The sequence below is a fragment of the Sphaerochaeta sp. genome, from assembly GCA_022482495.1.
GTDB lineage: Bacteria > Spirochaetota > Spirochaetia > Sphaerochaetales > Sphaerochaetaceae > RUG023.
This window is the reverse complement of the sequence record JAKVPA010000009.1, coordinates 47,993-63,412: the sequence shown is the minus strand read 5'-3', so window position 1 is coordinate 63,412 and position 15,420 is coordinate 47,993. Positions and strand designations below refer to the sequence as shown.

Annotated in this window: 15 protein-coding genes; 10 read left to right on the top strand and 5 right to left on the bottom strand. The window is 55.6% G+C overall.

Annotation, left to right across the window (positions count from 1 at the left end):
* The first annotated feature begins 345 nt into the window (after positions 1–345).
* Together LKE28_09930 and LKE28_09925 are read left to right on the top strand one after the other, a co-directional pair.
* Positions 346–876, top strand: a complete 531-nt coding sequence (locus tag LKE28_09930; GenBank protein MCH3908529.1) for a TlpA family protein disulfide reductase — start codon at positions 346–348, stop codon at positions 874–876.
* A gap of 123 nt (positions 877–999) precedes the next feature.
* Positions 1,000–1,893 carry a 4Fe-4S binding protein gene (locus LKE28_09925; GenBank protein ID MCH3908528.1) on the top strand — a complete coding sequence of 298 codons (894 nt, stop codon included), beginning with the start codon at positions 1,000–1,002 and terminating at the stop codon, positions 1,891–1,893.
* Here the strand turns inward: LKE28_09925 and LKE28_09920 are convergent.
* Genes LKE28_09920 through LKE28_09905 form a run of 4 tightly spaced genes read right to left on the bottom strand, consistent with a single transcriptional unit; the run spans position 1,805 to position 5,351 of the window.
* Complete coding sequence (locus LKE28_09920) at positions 1,805–2,680, bottom strand: hypothetical protein (protein ID MCH3908527.1); 876 nt, start codon at positions 2,678–2,680, stop codon at positions 1,805–1,807. The two genes, LKE28_09925 and LKE28_09920, sit on opposite strands and share 89 nt — an antisense overlap.
* The gene (locus LKE28_09915; GenBank protein MCH3908526.1) at positions 2,677–3,450 is read right to left on the bottom strand and encodes a class I SAM-dependent methyltransferase; all 774 of its coding nucleotides are present in this window, start codon (positions 3,448–3,450) and stop codon (positions 2,677–2,679) included. The genes LKE28_09920 and LKE28_09915 overlap by 4 nt, the downstream gene beginning before the upstream one ends.
* A 33-nt stretch (positions 3,451–3,483) precedes the next feature.
* The gene (gene thpR / locus LKE28_09910) at positions 3,484–4,020 is read right to left on the bottom strand and encodes an RNA 2',3'-cyclic phosphodiesterase (protein MCH3908525.1); all 537 of its coding nucleotides are present in this window, start codon (positions 4,018–4,020) and stop codon (positions 3,484–3,486) included.
* Positions 4,017–5,351, bottom strand: a complete 1,335-nt coding sequence (locus LKE28_09905) for a bifunctional folylpolyglutamate synthase/dihydrofolate synthase (GenBank protein MCH3908524.1) — start codon at positions 5,349–5,351, stop codon at positions 4,017–4,019. The genes thpR and LKE28_09905 overlap by 4 nt, the downstream gene beginning before the upstream one ends.
* 144 nt (positions 5,352–5,495) lie before the next feature.
* On the opposite strand from LKE28_09905, the gene LKE28_09900 reads away from it, so the two are divergent.
* Positions 5,496–7,229, top strand: coding sequence for an acyl--CoA ligase (locus LKE28_09900; GenBank protein MCH3908523.1), 1,734 nt, complete (start codon positions 5,496–5,498; stop codon positions 7,227–7,229).
* Positions 7,230–7,262: 33 nt separating this feature from the next.
* A complete protein-coding gene (locus LKE28_09895; GenBank protein ID MCH3908522.1) occupies positions 7,263–7,559 on the top strand; it encodes a YhbY family RNA-binding protein in 297 nt (98 codons plus the stop codon).
* Positions 7,560–7,610: 51 nt separating this feature from the next.
* Here LKE28_09895 and LKE28_09890 read toward each other — a convergent pair whose 3' ends face one another.
* Complete coding sequence (locus LKE28_09890; GenBank protein ID MCH3908521.1) at positions 7,611–9,089, bottom strand: beta-N-acetylhexosaminidase; 1,479 nt, start codon at positions 9,087–9,089, stop codon at positions 7,611–7,613.
* Positions 9,090–9,200: 111 nt separating this feature from the next.
* Here LKE28_09890 and LKE28_09885 point away from each other — a divergent pair, with 111 nt between their 5' ends.
* The 6 genes from LKE28_09885 to LKE28_09860 all read left to right on the top strand — a co-directional run bounded on the left by LKE28_09885 (position 9,201) and on the right by LKE28_09860 (position 15,400).
* Positions 9,201–9,374, top strand: coding sequence for a winged helix-turn-helix transcriptional regulator (locus LKE28_09885; GenBank protein MCH3908520.1), 174 nt, complete (start codon positions 9,201–9,203; stop codon positions 9,372–9,374).
* Positions 9,349–10,401, top strand: a complete 1,053-nt coding sequence (locus LKE28_09880; protein ID MCH3908519.1) for an ROK family protein — start codon at positions 9,349–9,351, stop codon at positions 10,399–10,401. Before LKE28_09885 ends, LKE28_09880 begins: the two co-directional genes overlap by 26 nt.
* Positions 10,394–11,311, top strand: a complete 918-nt coding sequence (locus LKE28_09875; GenBank protein MCH3908518.1) for a sugar ABC transporter permease — start codon at positions 10,394–10,396, stop codon at positions 11,309–11,311. Before LKE28_09880 ends, LKE28_09875 begins: the two co-directional genes overlap by 8 nt.
* Positions 11,312–11,314: 3 nt before the next feature.
* Positions 11,315–12,166 carry a carbohydrate ABC transporter permease gene (locus tag LKE28_09870; GenBank protein ID MCH3908517.1) on the top strand — a complete coding sequence of 284 codons (852 nt, stop codon included), beginning with the start codon at positions 11,315–11,317 and terminating at the stop codon, positions 12,164–12,166.
* A 152-nt stretch (positions 12,167–12,318) separates the two neighbouring features.
* Positions 12,319–13,659 (top strand): extracellular solute-binding protein, encoded by a 1,341-nt coding sequence (locus tag LKE28_09865; GenBank protein MCH3908516.1) that lies wholly within the window; start codon positions 12,319–12,321, stop codon positions 13,657–13,659.
* Between the two features lie 259 nt (positions 13,660–13,918).
* Complete coding sequence (locus LKE28_09860; GenBank protein ID MCH3908515.1) at positions 13,919–15,400, top strand: sodium:solute symporter family protein; 1,482 nt, start codon at positions 13,919–13,921, stop codon at positions 15,398–15,400.
* The last annotated feature ends 20 nt before the right edge of the window (positions 15,401–15,420 follow it).

The following is a 15,420-nucleotide window of genomic DNA, read 5'->3' as shown; positions in this document are numbered from 1 at the left end:
CCCCAAATACAGCGCAGGCAGGCATGGCATGGATTCCCACGAAAAAATAGTTCCGGACGCAACCGCGAATACCACGTTTCGGGCATATTTTGACGAAGCGTGCAGGATCAATGGCATCTATATTCCACATGGGATGGACAGCGGGAAACTCCGGGAAAAATGGAACCTTTTTTCCCAGAAATGCCCGAGTAATCTCAACGTGCTCCGCATGCGCTATTTCTCCGCTGCGGAACCCTGTACCTGGCAGACCATCATGAAAAAGTACTATCGGGGCTGAAAAGCGTTGTTTGCGCCGGACAACCGTTTGTGGTTGACGGTAGGGAAATCCATACGCTACAGTGCGATATGGAGGGATTATCCATGCGCACCCGTTCCGTTGTCCTGTCACTGTTGCTTGTCTTCCTGTTGTCCGTCGTTCCCGTGTTCGGCGCTGATTTCACCTCGTTTTCCGGCCATGATCTTTCCGGACGGGCCGTTGACCAGTCTTTGTTCGCCAACCGGAAACTGACCATGGTGACGGTATGGGCCACCTACTGCGGGTACTGCCGGGAGGAGATGCCTTCCATCGCCGAACTCCAGAGGGCGTATCCCGATCTCCAGGTGGTTGGTGTCGTCACCGATGTGCTGGCGCGTAATGGAAAACTCTTGATGGGACAGGTCTCCTTGGCCCAGCGTATTCTCAAGCAGACGGGTCTTGAGGAAGTGACGTTGCAGCCTGAAACGTCCGTGATGAACGCCGTCGGCTCCCTGCAGGGAGTCCCCACCAAGTTCTACGTGGACGGGACGGGGAAGGTCATCGCCGGTCCGATCATCGGGTACCAGGACAAGGCATCGATGGAACGTGACATCATCGCGTTGCTGGAGAAGACGACATGAAGCGGGGGATAGGGTATGGCATCGTGGCGCTTGCCGTCGTGATGCTGTTCGTCGGCGCCCATCTGGGTGGTATGGACGCCGTCTGGCAGAAAGCCAGCGTGATCTGTCTGGAGTGTGTCGGCCTTGGCTGAGAAACGAACCATCGTGCAGATTCTCTGGAGCGCGCTTTCCAACGGATACCTTGCCGGCTTCCGTCAGGGCAGGGTGTATGACGGCCCGCTCAAATCCTTCTGCGTCCCTGGTCTGAACTGCTATTCCTGTCCCGGCGCGCTGGGAGCCTGTCCGCTGGGGTCTCTCCAGTCCTCACTGGCGACGAAAAGCGGCATCGTGTATGCCGTAGGCTGGCTGTTTCTCTTCGGCGCGGCTCTGGGGCGTCTGGTTTGTGGGTGGCTTTGCCCCTTCGGGTTGGTGCAGGAAGCGCTCCATCGGATTCCCCTTGGCAAAAAATGGAAGAAACTTCCCGGGGACAAGATTCTTGTCTGGCTGAAGTATCTGCTCCTCATCATCTTCGTCATCCTGTTGCCGCTGTTCGCTGTGGACGCGTTCGGACTGGGAACGACGTGGTTCTGTAAGTACGTGTGTCCGCAGGGGACGCTTGAAGCTGGCATCCCGCTTCCTCTCGCCAATTCCGCGCTCCGTTCGTCATTGGGATTCCTGTATCATTGGAAGCTTTCCATCCTGATCGTCGTCGCGGCGCTTTCCGTGTTTGTCTACCGGCCATTCTGCCGGTATCTCTGCCCGCTGGGGGCGATCTACGGACAGTTCAACCGTATCAGTGTGTATCGTTATCGGGTGGATGAGAAGACCTGCATCCACTGCGACGCTTGCACAAAAGCGTGCCCGATGGATTTGTCCGTCTACAAAAATCCCAACCAGAGCCTGTGCATCCGGTGCGGACGGTGTAAGGCGGTCTGTCCCACCGGCGCGGTCACCAGCGGATGGACGGTCTGGGATGGGAAGAAAGGGAAGGCTCTGGTGTCTCACGCTCATCCCGCGCGGAATCGCGAAGGTAGGTGATCACCTGCTTTCGTTGCGGCGTCCCGGTAGGGAACGCCCGCTTGAGCATATTCAGGATCCAGAAGCGGGTTTCCATGGCTCGTTCCGTGTCTCCCACCCGGTACAAAACCCGATGCCAATGGGCCAGCAATGAGATTTTGTCCTCCGCGGTGGAGAACCATCCGTTGATCTGAAACGCCGCGTAGACGGATTCATAGTCTCCCCGCGCGTCGTTCCACGCCTTCAACCGTTCCTCGCACTCTCCCAGGTACATGCGCAGGATCTGGGTTTCAAACAGGTTCGTTCCGAATTCTCCGGCAAAAGAGGCGAGAACGTCTTCCCTCGTTTTCCGTTCCAACGCAGGAAGTCCTTTCTCCTTCAGGATGTCAGCGCGAAGACTGAGGATTTTCAGACGCCAGAAGCTTCCCCATTGCCCGAGTACGGTACCGTGGGTTTCCTTGAGAATCGCGGAGGAGAGTTCATCCGCTTCGATGAGGTCTCCCTTGGCAAGTTGGGTTTGGATGATCAGATGGATGTTCTCCAGCCTGAGGGGCAACATTCCGGAACCTTTGGCGTACCGGTCGAACGCAAGGCAGCTTTCCAATGAACGGTCATACTCCTTTGCCGTCTGTTCCGCCTGGGCCAGGTCAAGCAACCGGTTGAGGAAACGGTGATCTCTTGGGCCATAGGTGTTGAACGCCTCCACTTCCGCGACCCGGGCGGTGAGCAGGGCGTTCTGTGCCCGGGAGAATGCCCAGAGGGGTTCCTTCCGATCACAGACCAGCATGCGCGAAAATGGATCGATCATGGTTTCCTCGCTTTGACGCCGAAATAGCATTCTCCGAGGAAGCTGTCAAGCGTCTGGTTCCCGCTTTCATCCGTATAAAAATCTTCAATGACGTATCCCGCCCGGCATAATCCTCCAATGAGACTGTTCATCGAATGGGAGAATTCGAACGTATCGTGCCGAGCGCGCATGGCGTGGATTTCCTTTTGAGACAAGCTTTTCAAATCACTGTAAGGAAGCGTGTAACGGACTTTGAGTTTTCCCTTGGGGATCAGTTTTTCGTTGAACAGGTACATCGCCGGGTTGGTGACCGAGGTGAGGAAGCAGCCTCCGTGCCGCAACACGCGGAACGTCTCTCGATATACTTTGGTGACGTCGGCGACGAAACAGGTGGAGGTCGGATTGAACACCAGGGAGAACATGCCGTCAGCAAAGCGGGAGAGATCCTGCATATCCCCCTGTTCCGTCCGGACCGGGACATGGTGGCGTTCCGCCATTTCCCTGTCTTTCTCCAATTGCCGTGAAGAGATGTCCAGGTCGGTGACCTCACATCCATAGGCGGACAGAAGAATGGCCTGTTGTCCGCCACCGGAACCGATGCAAAGCGTTTGTTCTCCGTGAAACGGCGCAATCCAAGGAATGGGTACCGGTTTGAACGGGGTCAGGGAAATGGCGGGATTCCCGGCGCGGGCCCGCTCGACGGAGGCGTCGTCCGTCCCTTCCGTCCATATGTTGCCCCGCTGGGACTCCCAGTCCCAGGCAGCGGCGTTGAGATGTTGGTATGATTCCATCTTCCTCTCACTGTACCATGCAGGAAAGGAAAGTCAACCCGCCAGGACGAATGTGGCCAATGGGGTGTAGGTCAGTTTTCCGTCAATCCGATGGGAGTGGTACAGGTGGAATGAGCGGCATCCAAAGGAGATCGGGGAAAACGAAGGATGGTATGCTCCTGAGAACCGCACGTTTCTTCCCAACGTCAGGTGTGGGCGGAACGGCCGGTCGTCAAAGGGAAATGATGCGCCCTTGAGTGCTTTTGTCACTTGGTCGTTGAGCGACTGAAGCGCCGGTTCCTCATCGGGGGCGATGAACGCTACATCCCCCTGTTTGCCTCGGAACGTTCCGAAATGGGAGAAGGTGAGGGAGAACTCCGTTCCGTCGATGGGGGAAAGCGCCTTGATGAGGGAAGGGACGCGATCGGGGTCGGTCCCGCCGAGAAACGCCAAGGTGAGATGGAAATTCCCTTCGTCGCTGAACGTTCCCCGACTGACGTGGTCCTTCAGGTCATCTTGGATGTCTCTGATACGGGAAACGGCGTCCGGAGGAACGGGGATGCCGATGAACAGCCGCATCGGTTCCATCATTTGCCTCGCACCAGATGATCGATGGCTCCGGAAAGATAGAAAGAACCAGTGACGAGGATCGCGCCGTCTGGTCCCGCCAGCCGTTTGGCCTCAGAGAGCGCCTGCCGGTTGTCCGGGATCAAACGGATGTCCTTGCCCTTGGACGCGGGATCGGCCATGAACACCTCATAGATGGCGTTGATGTCGCTTTTCTTGTACGTGCCCGGGGTGCTGATCAGAATGTGGGTGAACGCGGAGAGAAGCAAGGAACACATATGCCGGTGGTCCTTGTCCAGCAGAGCGCCGTAGATGACGGTGCGTTCACCTTCGGGGTACAGACTGACATACGAATGGACCAGCGCGCGGAGTGAATTGACCGTATGGGCCCCATCCACGTAGATGGCGGGCGCGTCGGAAATCTTTTCAAACCGTCCGGGAAGCGTGTTCGCTTCCAACGCCGGGATGGTTTTCTGGGCGTCGTACAGCCCAAGGGTCCGAAGGGTCAGGAGCGCCAGCGCCGCGTTCTGTGCCTGTACTTCCCCGATCATCTTCAGCGTCAGATGATCTTCCATCCCATTGTTCCACACCAGATGCACCCGTTCTCCTTGGAACGTGGTCCGGTATTCCATCGCCTTCAATTCTTCGGCCAGACTGTAGAGCCGGCTGTTCCGTTCTTTCGCTTCGTTCTGGAAAACCCGCATGGCGTCCTCCGTCTCCAAGCCAACGAACGCGGGAACCCCGTCCTTGATGATCTTGCTTTTCTCAATGGCGATCTTCTCGATGGTGTCTCCCAGGATCCGGGTATGCTCCAGTTCAATGGGGCAGAGGATGCTCGCTTCGGGGATGACCACGTTGGTTGCGTCCAGCCGGCCTCCCAGGCCGGTTTCCAACACTACCCAGTCACAGCGCAGTTCCTTGTACAGGAGAAACGCGAAGGTGGTGTACAACTCGAAGGTCGTCGGTTTTGTCTCGCCCCATTGGTCGGTGAAGGTGAAGTCATCGACTCCCTGTTTCAGAATGTTTCCCGCTTTCACCAGCGACGCGTCATCGGCGAACGCGCCATCCACCAAGAACCGTTCCCGGTAGTCAAACAGATGAGGGGAGAGATACAGTCCGGTGCGATAGCCAAGCGCCACCAATCCACTGGCCAGATAACTCGCCGTGGAGCCCTTTCCTTTGCTGCCGGCGATGTGCAGTTTCCGATAGGCGCGCTCGGGGTGCCCGAAATGGTCCATCAACGCGCGCATGCGGTCAAGTCGGTACGTGCGTACCGTATAGTGGTCGACCTGTTTTTCCAGGTTGGTGAAGCTCTCCATGTAGGAGACGACTTCATCGAATGAGGTGAAATCCATAGCGACAAGAGTGTAGCCACAAAACGGAAAATGGGCAAGGATGGCCACTTTTATGACAATCTTACACTTTTCGTCAATATAAATATTGCATATTTCCCCTACGGGGGATACGATACAACCATCTCAGAGAGGAGCGTTGTCGAAATGGAATTGCGCGATGATGGATCAGTCTGGAAATGGCTTGATGAGTTCCGGGGAAAAGACTTCACCGGAGAATGGCCCACGGTGGTGGAATTGTTTGACATCACGACAAAACGGTACCCGAACAACAACAGTTTCATCGCGATGTCCCCAAAGAAGGAAGTGTTCACCTATGCCCAAGCCAGGGAAAAAATCTCTCGGTTCGGCAACTGGCTTGTTTCCAAAGGCGTGGTGAAAGGAGACAGGGTCGGGGTGACCGGCAAGAACAGCCCGGAATGGGCCATCGCCTACCTGGGGATCCTGTACAGTGGGGCCATCGTGGTTCCATTGGATTACTCCCTCCACGATGATGAAATGGAGAAATTGATCGACTTCGCCGGTCTGAAAGGTCTGTGCGTCGACAGGGAACGCATCAACGACGTGGGTAAGCATACCTCGTTCAAGGTTTCGTTGGAGGAGGATGATCCGGATCATCCGTTCCTTTTGGACTGCCAGGAAACGGAAGAACTGCCGCGGACCAAAGCGGTGGAGACGGATACCGCCGCCATCCTGTTCACCAGCGGTACGACGGGAACGCCCAAAGGCGTCATGCTCAGCCACAAGAACCTGGTCAGCGATTGTTTCATTGCGCAGTCCCAGATGGACATTTTCTCCACCGATGTGTTCTACGCCATTCTGCCGATCCATCACGCCTACACGATGCTGGCGGTGTTCGTCGAGTCGTTCTCCGTGGGCGCTGCCTGTATCTTCGGCAAGCGGTTGGTCATCAGCCAGGTATTGAAGGAACTGAAGGAAGGGCACGTGACGATGTTCCTCGGCGTGCCGATGCTGTTCAACAAGATGATCGCCGCCTTGATGAAAGGCGTGCGGAAGAAAGGAATCGTCGTCTACGGCGTCGTCCGCATGATGATGGGCTTCTCCGGACTGTTGAAGAAGCAGTTCGGCAAGAACATCGGCAAGAAGATGTTCAAACCGTTGCTCTCCCAGCTTTCACTTGCGGAGAACCGCATCTGCATCTGCGGTGGAGGACCTCTTCCCCCGTCGACGTTCCGGATGTTCAACGAGTTGGGTATTGACTTTGTCCAGGGGTATGGACTTACCGAGGCGAGCCCCATCACCCACCTGAACCCGATCTACCATTTCGTACTGACCAGCGTGGGACGTTCGTTCCCGTTGGAAGAGGTGAAGATCGTCGATCCCGATGAGGATGGCAACGGCTTGATCTACATCAAGGGACCGAACGTCATGCAAGGCTACTACCACAACGAAGAAGCCACCAAAGAGGTGCTCTCCGATGATGGATGGCTGAATACCGGAGATGTCGGGCACATCGGGGCGGACAAATTCCTCTACCTCACCGGACGGGCGAAGAACATCATCGTCACCGAAGGCGGAAAGAACGTGTTCCCCGAGGAGATTGAGGACCACTTCCAGCTGTACGAGGAGATCGACACGATCTGCGTCATCGGGTATCTGATCGACAAGGAGACGAAGAGCGAAGGAATCCGCGCGTTGATCTATCCCGACCAGAAGTACGCCAAGAGCGTGATGGACGCCCATCCCCAGGATGGCAAGGCGCTCATCCAGAAACGGATGGAAGAGATTGTCTCCGAAGTGAACAAGGAGCTGCAGAGTTACAAGAAGATCGAACGGGTCACCGTAGTTGATGAGCCGTTTCCGATGACTTCGACGAAAAAGGTCAAGCGCTTTTTGGTGACTAAGCAGTACCAGGACTAGACCAAGCAGGAGAAAAGGAGTAGCGTTCCGCCTATGGACAGTGATTTTCGCGCGTTTTTACGGAACTATGGGCAGACGCTCTCCCCGGTGGTCATGGTAGGGAAGAACGGCTTTGATGATCGTGTCGCGGCGCATCTGGATCTGGCGCTGAAGGCGCAGGAACTGGTGAAGGTGCGTTTCCAATCCCACAAAGAGGATGCGGAGACGATCGGCCACCAACTCGCTGACAAGGTGGGTGGGGAAGTGATCACCAAGGTTGGCTTCAACCTGTTGATCTATCGGGATGGAGAACATCACCTGCTCCAGGAAAAATACCAGAAGCGCTCGTGAAGATGAAAAAACCTCCTCATGACGGGGAGGTTTCTTCATGTCCAAAGGCGTTTATTCCAACGGGCCCCGGTAGGAGAGAACGCCAAGTTTGTCCAGCTTCTTCCCTTCCCAGGAGAGTTTGTCGGGCAGCCCTGCCGGATCCTGTGGTTGCCACAGACGCTCGGCGATGACAGCGAGACGAGGGTAGAACAGATACTCCGCCATCCTTCCGAACGGCACTTTCTCCGTCCAAAGGTTTCCTTGTCCTCCCAATACCAGAGAACGGTCCACGCCTTCCTTGATGGGATCGAACCGCGCCGTCTGCATGATGGTGGAGACCCCCAGGTTTCCCGGCTCGTTGGGATCATTGGTATGCCGGTAATCCAGATAGACGCCTTCCGTATTGGGGCACATGATGATCTGGTGTCCCTGCTTTGCCGCGGAAACGCCTCCTTCGGCGCCTCTCCATGACATGATGATCAAATCATCCGGAAGGCTGTCCTTCGCGGCGAATTCCCACACCTCATCCCAACCGATGCACCGCTTCCCACGGGCGTGGACCATTTCGGCGATCTTGGTGGTGAACCAGCCCTGCAGTTCATCCTCGTTGGCGATTCCTTCCTCCCGCATCCGTTTCTGGCATTTGGGACAGCTTTTCCACGCGGTGTGGGGGCACTCATCCCCCCCAATGTGGATGTATGGGCCGGGGAACAGCCTGCACAGGCTGTCCAAGGCGGCTTCCATGAAGGCAAACACCTTCTCTTCGCCCGGGCACATCACCTCGGGGAATATCCCCCACTGGTCACGCACATGGTAGGGGCCGCCGGAACAGCCCAGCTCCGGATAGGCGGCGAGCAGCGCGCTCGCGTGGCCGGGGCATTCGATCTCCGGCACGACGGTAACCATCCGCTCCTCGGCAAACTGGACCACATCCTTGATGTCCGCTTCGCTGTAGAAGCCACCATAGGTCCGGCCGTCGGTGTACGCGTGGTCAACCCGTTTGCTGGCGATCTCCTCCAGCCGGGGATACCCTTGTACCGGGAAACGCCACCCTTGGTCGTCAGTCAGATGCCAGTGGAAGACGTTCAGATGATGCATCGCGGCCACATCGATCAACTTTTTGATCTCATCCACCGGGAAAAAGTGACGGGAGCAATCCAGCATGAACCCACGCCATGGGAATGCCGGCGCATCCTCGATACGACAGCAGGGGATCAGGCCATCATTTGCCAGATACAGTTGGCGGAGCGTCTGGATGGCGTTGAACATCCCGTGGATGTCGCTCGCCTTGGCGACGACCTGCTCTTTGGTGACCTTCAGGGTATACGCCTCCTTGGGAAGCGGTTCGGGTGAGCGGCCAAGCAGCACATCCTCGCATCCCTCGTTCAGTCCCAGCTGGGATTCCAATAGGGGAGCGAGGGGTCTGAATGATTCATCAAGGGCGTAGGCGCTGCCCAGGTGCAGTTTGAGCAGGCCGCCGGATTCTTCCATGCTTTTGGGGGATGGAAGCAACAACTCATGCGCAGGTACCTGATAATTGTAGGAAATCATGCAAAACCTCCGCGGTATTTTTTTGTTGACAGGGGTGGGAACAGGGTGTACATTAGTTTGTACAAGGTACGAACAATTCCTGCCTGATGCAATGTAAGTATAGGACAAGTCATGCGAATAAACAACAACAATTATCAGAAGAACGCCAACATCGCCCTGGTCAGCCAGATGATCTGGAAGAACCCTGGCATCAGCAGGGTGGAGATCGCGCGTCAGCTTGACTTGTACCGTTCCACGGTGACTTCGATCATCTCCACTATTGCTGGACGAAAACGTCGTCTATGAGGGGGAGACGGGGGATGGCATGTCCAAGGGCGGGAGAAAGCCCATCACGCTTCGATTGAATCCCTCCTTCGGTTGTGTGGTTGGTTTCGATATCCAGCCATCCCACTACCGCGCCGTATTGCTTGACCTCACCGGAGCGGTGCTGTGGAAGCAGAGTGGCAATATCCCCCAGGTGGATTTCGATGGGGTGTTCACGTTCCTGATGAAGATCGCGTTGGAGAAAGTGGAAGAGGTTGGAATTCCGCTTCTTGCCGTATGCATCGGCATCCCTGGCATCGTCAATGCGGATAATGGCGTGATCCTGTACGCAGAACCGTTCAAATTGCATAACTACGATTGCTATTCCTTTTTTCATAAGCGCTATCACGTGCCGGTGTTCGTCGAGAACGACGCCAATTGCACCGCGTGGCTGGAAATGGCCCACCACCGTGGCATTGATCTTGGCGATTTCATTACGGTGATCGCCGATTATCATGAAGGCAGTTACCAGTTCGGTGACCGCAGCGGCATCGGTGTGGGCATCGGCCTGTGCCTGGGAAGAAAAATCTACGCCGGCAGCCACCATGCCAGTGGTGAGATCTGTACGCTTTCGTGGAGAGGGGACAACCTTGGACAGACCGGTCTTGACCGTGATGTGTTGGTCCGCTCCGCCAGTGAACCGGAAGCGTGGGAATCCTGGATGGCCGATCTGTTCGCCTCGCTGGTTCCCGTCGTTTCCGTCCTGGATCCCCGCACCGTGTTCATCCATGGACAACCGTTCAGTGACCAGGCGCGGCTGGATTCCATGATGGAACGCAGGTGCCCCCAGTTCAAAGCGGTATTGAAAAAGGTGGGCTGTACGCTTGTCTGCAACGCGGAGGATACCGTAGTGGCGGAAGGCGCGGCGTTGATGTTCCTTGAGAAATTGTTTTCCGTTCCGGAACTTACCGAGATGGAAAATCGGTGCCATTTCACGTGGGATGACGTGTTGGCGCAGTCGAAACGTTCCATGCAGCATGGATACCAAAAGAGGGAAGAAGATGATTGAAAAACATGCGACGATGAAAAGCTCCTTGCGGGAGCAACGCACCGCGTACTGGATGCTGGTGCTGCCGGGGTTTCTAATTTATTTCCTCGTGCTGGCGTTTCCGACAGTTGTCTCCATTTTGCTTTCGGTAAGCAACTTCAAAGGGGGCAAACTGTTTGGCGCCAAGGTGCCATGGAAGCTGGTCGGCTTCTACAAGTACAAGGTGTTGTTCCATGATCCGTACTTCTACATGGCGCTGAAAAACAACATGTGGATCGTCTTGATCTCCGTGTTCGGGCAGATTCCGCTTGGTTTCATTCTGGCCTACATCCTGTATCGCGGCATCGTCAAGGCGGCGGATTTCTTCCAGTCGATGATCTTCCTGCCGTGCGTCATCTCCACCGTTGTCATCGGTATTTTGTGGAGCGCGTTTTTCTCGCCGCGTGGCGCGTACCCGGAACTGGTGAAGATGTTCAAACCGGATTATGTGTACCAAGGGTCGGTCAATCATCCGATGGCGCCGGTGTTGTTCGTCATCCTGTGGATGTACACCGGCAACTACCTGATCATCTTCATCGCCAACTTGCAGAAGATTGACAGTTCGATCATTGAGGCGGCGAAGATTGATGGTGCCAGCGAGATGCAGGCGCTCCGGTACATCATTCTGCCCGCGCTCTCCGGTGTCATCGTCACCAGCGCCATCCTGGCCATCAGCGGAAGCTTGAAGAGCTTTGATTTGATCTACGTCATGACCGCCGGAGGTCCGGCTCACCGGACGTCGGTTCTCTCCGTCTACATGTATGACAAGGCGTTCATCAACGCGCCGGATTACCCGATGGCAAACGCCATCAGTACGGTGATGGTGGCCATCAGCTTCCTGTTGATCGGCCTTACCAAGCTGGCGGAGAACAAATTCGGGGGGAGGGAATAACCTATGGCGAACATCAAGGACAAACGGTCAGTGACCTCTCGCATCGGATTGTTTGTGGCGTATCTGGTATTGCTGGCTTTTACCGTTCTTGCGCTGTATCCGTTGATCTGGTTGGTGTTGAACAGCTTCAAGACCACCACGGAGTTCCAGCTGAACCGTTTGGGATTCCCCAAGAAATGGACGACGCTGAACTACACCTACGCGTGGGTGAAAGGCAACTTCCCCACGATGATCATGAACAGCGTCATCTACACCGGCATCACCACCGTCGTCACGTTGATCTTCAGCATGATGGCCAGTTTCGCGTTCGCCAAAATCGCAAACAAGGCGACGCCGTTTTTGCACGGTTCCTTCGTCATCGGGCTGCTGCTGACGCTCCAGTCCATCATGGTTCCGTTGTTCCTGCTGGCCAACTGGGCGCATCTGTACAATACCCGTCTGGGCGTATTGATCCCCTACATCGGCATCGCCATGCCGATGGGCATCTACCTCTGTACGGAGTACATCAAGAGCATCCCCACCGCGTTGGTGGAATCGGCCCGTATCGATGGCGCCACCTACTTCAAGATTTTCGGGGCGATCATCGTGCCGATGGCCGCTCCGGTGGCCACGACGGTGGCGATCATGACGGTTACCGGGACATGGAACGAATTCATGTTGATCAACATTCTGACCAGCAAGGAAAGCCTGAAGAGCCTTCCGGTCGGTGTGCAGAAATTCGCTGGCGCTCTGTCCAGTGACTTCGGCAAACAGTTCGCCTCGTTGGTCATTGGATTGATCCCGATGCTGGCGTTCTACGCGGTGTTCCACAAGGAGATCACCAAAGGCGTCAGCGCCGGCGCGGTCAAGGGGTGAGTTGATACGAATTTTGTTTACAGCTCACCAGAACGATGGTAAAATTAGTTTGTACAATGTATGAACTAATTTGCATATCACAAGAATTTGTCATAGGAGGAGTGAAAATGACAGGTTTGAAAAAGGGTCTTGTTGTTTGCTTGGCATTGCTGATGGCAGCAATCCCCGTGTTCTCCCAGGGAACCAAGGAAAGCGCGCCGGCTGCGACCACGGAAACGAAAGCGGGAGAGCCGATCACATTGACGGTTCTGAATTATCTCGATATGTCTGAACCGAACAGCGCGAACGAGGTCACGATGATCTGGGACAAGTTCGCAAAAGACAATCCGGACATCAAGCTTGTCCGTGAGGATCTGTTCAACGAACCGTTCCATCAGAAGACCGAGGCGTACATCGCCGCTGGTCAGGTTCCTGATGTCATCTATATGTGGCCGAGTGGAAGATCCACCAGTCTGCATACCACCCACAGCGTCAAGGATTTGATGCCGTTCCTGAAAAAGGATGGATTGGTCGACAAGTATAATCCCGCCGCGCTTGCCCCGCAGTTCGCCGGATATCTTGGCGAGCTTCCCAACGGCATCACGACGACCAACATGCTGTATGTCAACACCAAACTCCTGAAGGACAACGGATTTGAAGTTCCGAAGACCTATGAGGACATGAAGGCGATGATCCCAGCGTTGAAGGCCAAGGGCATCGATCTGATCGCCATGGACAACAAGGATGCGTGGGTAATGCAGTCCTGCTTGTTCTCTCTGGTCGTAGGCCGCTACGGCGGGACGGACTGGTATACCAGGCTTGCCAACGGCGAGATCAAGTTCACCGACAAGTGGTTCCTGGATTCCCTGAACCTGATCGATGACATGTACAAGAGTGGCATGATCAACCGCAACAGTCTGCAGAGCGGATACGGTTCTTCTCGTGGCGCGTTCGCGTCCAATCTGGCCGCGTTCTACATCGACGGCGACTGGTCAACGGCGAGCTTCCAGACGGATATCACCACCGGACAGGGTCTGATCAGTCCGGAGCGCCAGCAGAACGAGTTCGAGTTGATGGCTATGCCGGCTCTTCCTGGTGAGATCATCCATGATTCCAACTCTGGTGTCGTCGGAACTGGTTGGGGCATGAGCTCCTCGATTCCCGATGGATCGGCCAAAGAAGCGGCTGCGTGGAGATTGATCAAGTTCCTGGAAGGCGAGTATGTGCAGACCTACCGTCTGACCACCGGCGCTTCGTTCCCGTCCCTGAAGACGATCGACGTCGCCAAGGTAGCCAAGGACAACAACCTCGAGCCGTTCATCACCAAGCGTGCCGCGTACTACAACAAGTACACGACCATCACCCCGGTTATCGACGGTGTGCTTGCTGGTGATGTGTACAACGTCATCAACGATGGACTTCAGAACATCGGTCTTGGAACCAAGACTCCTGCTCAGGTCGCCAAAGAAGTTCAGGCTGCTTGGGAAGCTTGGAAAGCCGCAAACCCCCAGTAACGACGTTCCATTGTTCTTTCACCCGCAGGGCAACACCTGCGGGCTTTTTTTTGTTTGTGGTTTCCTATCCAAGATCCAAAAGATATCCTTAGATTGCTCGTTCGCCGTACTTCAAGCGCTGTGGTGGAATAGCTCTCAGTTCTTGGTGGTAAAATCGTAAGATTCGTGTTTGAAATCTCAAAATTCACCATTTTCCTTGTCAAAATGTCGTGATACGCTGTTCCCATCACAATATAACTTACTGTTTGGGGAGAAGAGTATGGAAATCAACAGTGGAGCGCTTCTGATCGTCGGTGTGTACCTGATTGGAATGCTGGTAATCGGCTACATCGTCGGCAAACTGAAGATCAAGAGCAGCAAGGACTACATGATCGCGGGACGACGGATGGGCTTGTTCATGGTGGCCTTCTCGCTGTCCGCCAACAATATCGGTGGTGGCTCGACGACTGGGTTGGCGAACAAGGCCTTCGGAAGTTGGGGCATGAGTGCCGTCTGGTATGTGCTTGCCGCGTCGATCGCGATGATTCCGCTTGCCTATTTCGCGCCGAAGATCCGTAAGACGATGGCCGTGACGATTCCGGAAGTCATTGAGCGGCGTTTCGGAAAGCCGAGCGCGACGTTCTCCGCCGTGTTGAACATCTTGGCATTGTTTTGCCTGACATCGTCACAGATCGCCGCCTCAGGTGCGGTCATCACCACATTGACGGGCATCCCGCTGAACGTTTGTCTGATCATCGCGGGCATCGTCGTCATTCTCTATACGACACTCGGAGGCATGATCGCCGACCAGATATCCGACTTGGTCCAGTTCATCATCATCCTCGTCGGACTCGCCATCGCCACACCGATTGTCATCCATGGGTGCGGAGGCTGGGATGCGCTGTCCGCAAAACTTCCCGCTTCGCAGCTGGACATCACAAAGATCGGCTGGGTCGTCATCATCGGATACATCTTCAACTATTTCTGCACGTTCCTTTCTGGTCCTGAGATGATCAGCCGTTTTGAGACAGCCAAGGATGAGAAGACCGCCCGCAATGCGTCGCTGCTGTCTGGACTGCTGATGGCCGCGATGGCGTTTTTCCCCACTTTGCTCGGTCTTGCGGCCCTCGCGATGAAGGACCAGATTCCCGGCATCACCGGAGCGACCGCGATGATGGACGTCACCGAGCATTTCGCGCCGACATTCATCACCGGGTTTGTTTCGGCGGCAATCATTTCCGCGACGATGAGTTCGGCCGACTCGAACCTGCTGTGCATGTCGACGATGTTCATCCGTGACATCTACATGAAGTATTTCAGGGCCGACAGGCCACTGACAGACAAGCAGGTGATCTTCGCCACCCGGCTGTGCAACGTCATCGCCTGCTTGATCGCCATGGCGATATCCCTTGGTGGGGTAGACATCATTACGATGAACACCTTCGCCTTTGCCATCCGTTGCTCCGGTCCGTTCGCGGCTTATGGCCTGGGGATGGTTGTCCCTCGCGCTACGAAAAGCTCCGGACAGTTGTCGATCATCACCGGTACCATCGGCGTCATCGTCTGGCAGTTTCTCTCCAAGGGGGGATTCTACCTCGGCATCCTGCCAGTGGTCTTCGGATGCGCGGTCGGCGCGGCGACCTTCTTCCTCGTCAATCTGATCCAGTGGAAACAGGGAGCCGAGCCTGCTCCGTCCGCATTCCTGACCGACGCACAAGTCGCGGCCTTGGAATTGCAGGAGAAGGAAACCAGCATCGACTGACGCCACGCGCGATCATGAAA

Coding starts and splice junctions, on each gene's coding strand:
- LKE28_09905 (MCH3908524.1), bottom strand. CDS start 5,351: ATGGATTTCACCTCATTCGATGAAGTCGTCTCCTACATGGAGAGCTTC.
- LKE28_09860 (MCH3908515.1), top strand. CDS start 13,919: ATGGAAATCAACAGTGGAGCGCTTCTGATCGTCGGTGTGTACCTGATT.
- LKE28_09895 (MCH3908522.1), top strand. CDS start 7,263: ATGGACAGTGATTTTCGCGCGTTTTTACGGAACTATGGGCAGACGCTC.
- LKE28_09900 (MCH3908523.1), top strand. CDS start 5,496: ATGGAATTGCGCGATGATGGATCAGTCTGGAAATGGCTTGATGAGTTC.
- LKE28_09920 (MCH3908527.1), bottom strand. CDS start 2,680: ATGATCGATCCATTTTCGCGCATGCTGGTCTGTGATCGGAAGGAACCC.
- LKE28_09875 (MCH3908518.1), top strand. CDS start 10,394: ATGATTGAAAAACATGCGACGATGAAAAGCTCCTTGCGGGAGCAACGC.
- thpR (MCH3908525.1), bottom strand. CDS start 4,020: ATGATGGAACCGATGCGGCTGTTCATCGGCATCCCCGTTCCTCCGGAC.
- LKE28_09870 (MCH3908517.1), top strand. CDS start 11,315: ATGGCGAACATCAAGGACAAACGGTCAGTGACCTCTCGCATCGGATTG.
- LKE28_09885 (MCH3908520.1), top strand. CDS start 9,201: ATGCGAATAAACAACAACAATTATCAGAAGAACGCCAACATCGCCCTG.
- LKE28_09890 (MCH3908521.1), bottom strand. CDS start 9,089: ATGATTTCCTACAATTATCAGGTACCTGCGCATGAGTTGTTGCTTCCA.
- LKE28_09865 (MCH3908516.1), top strand. CDS start 12,319: ATGGCAGCAATCCCCGTGTTCTCCCAGGGAACCAAGGAAAGCGCGCCG.
- LKE28_09930 (MCH3908529.1), top strand. CDS start 346: ATGGAGGGATTATCCATGCGCACCCGTTCCGTTGTCCTGTCACTGTTG.
- LKE28_09915 (MCH3908526.1), bottom strand. CDS start 3,450: ATGGAATCATACCAACATCTCAACGCCGCTGCCTGGGACTGGGAGTCC.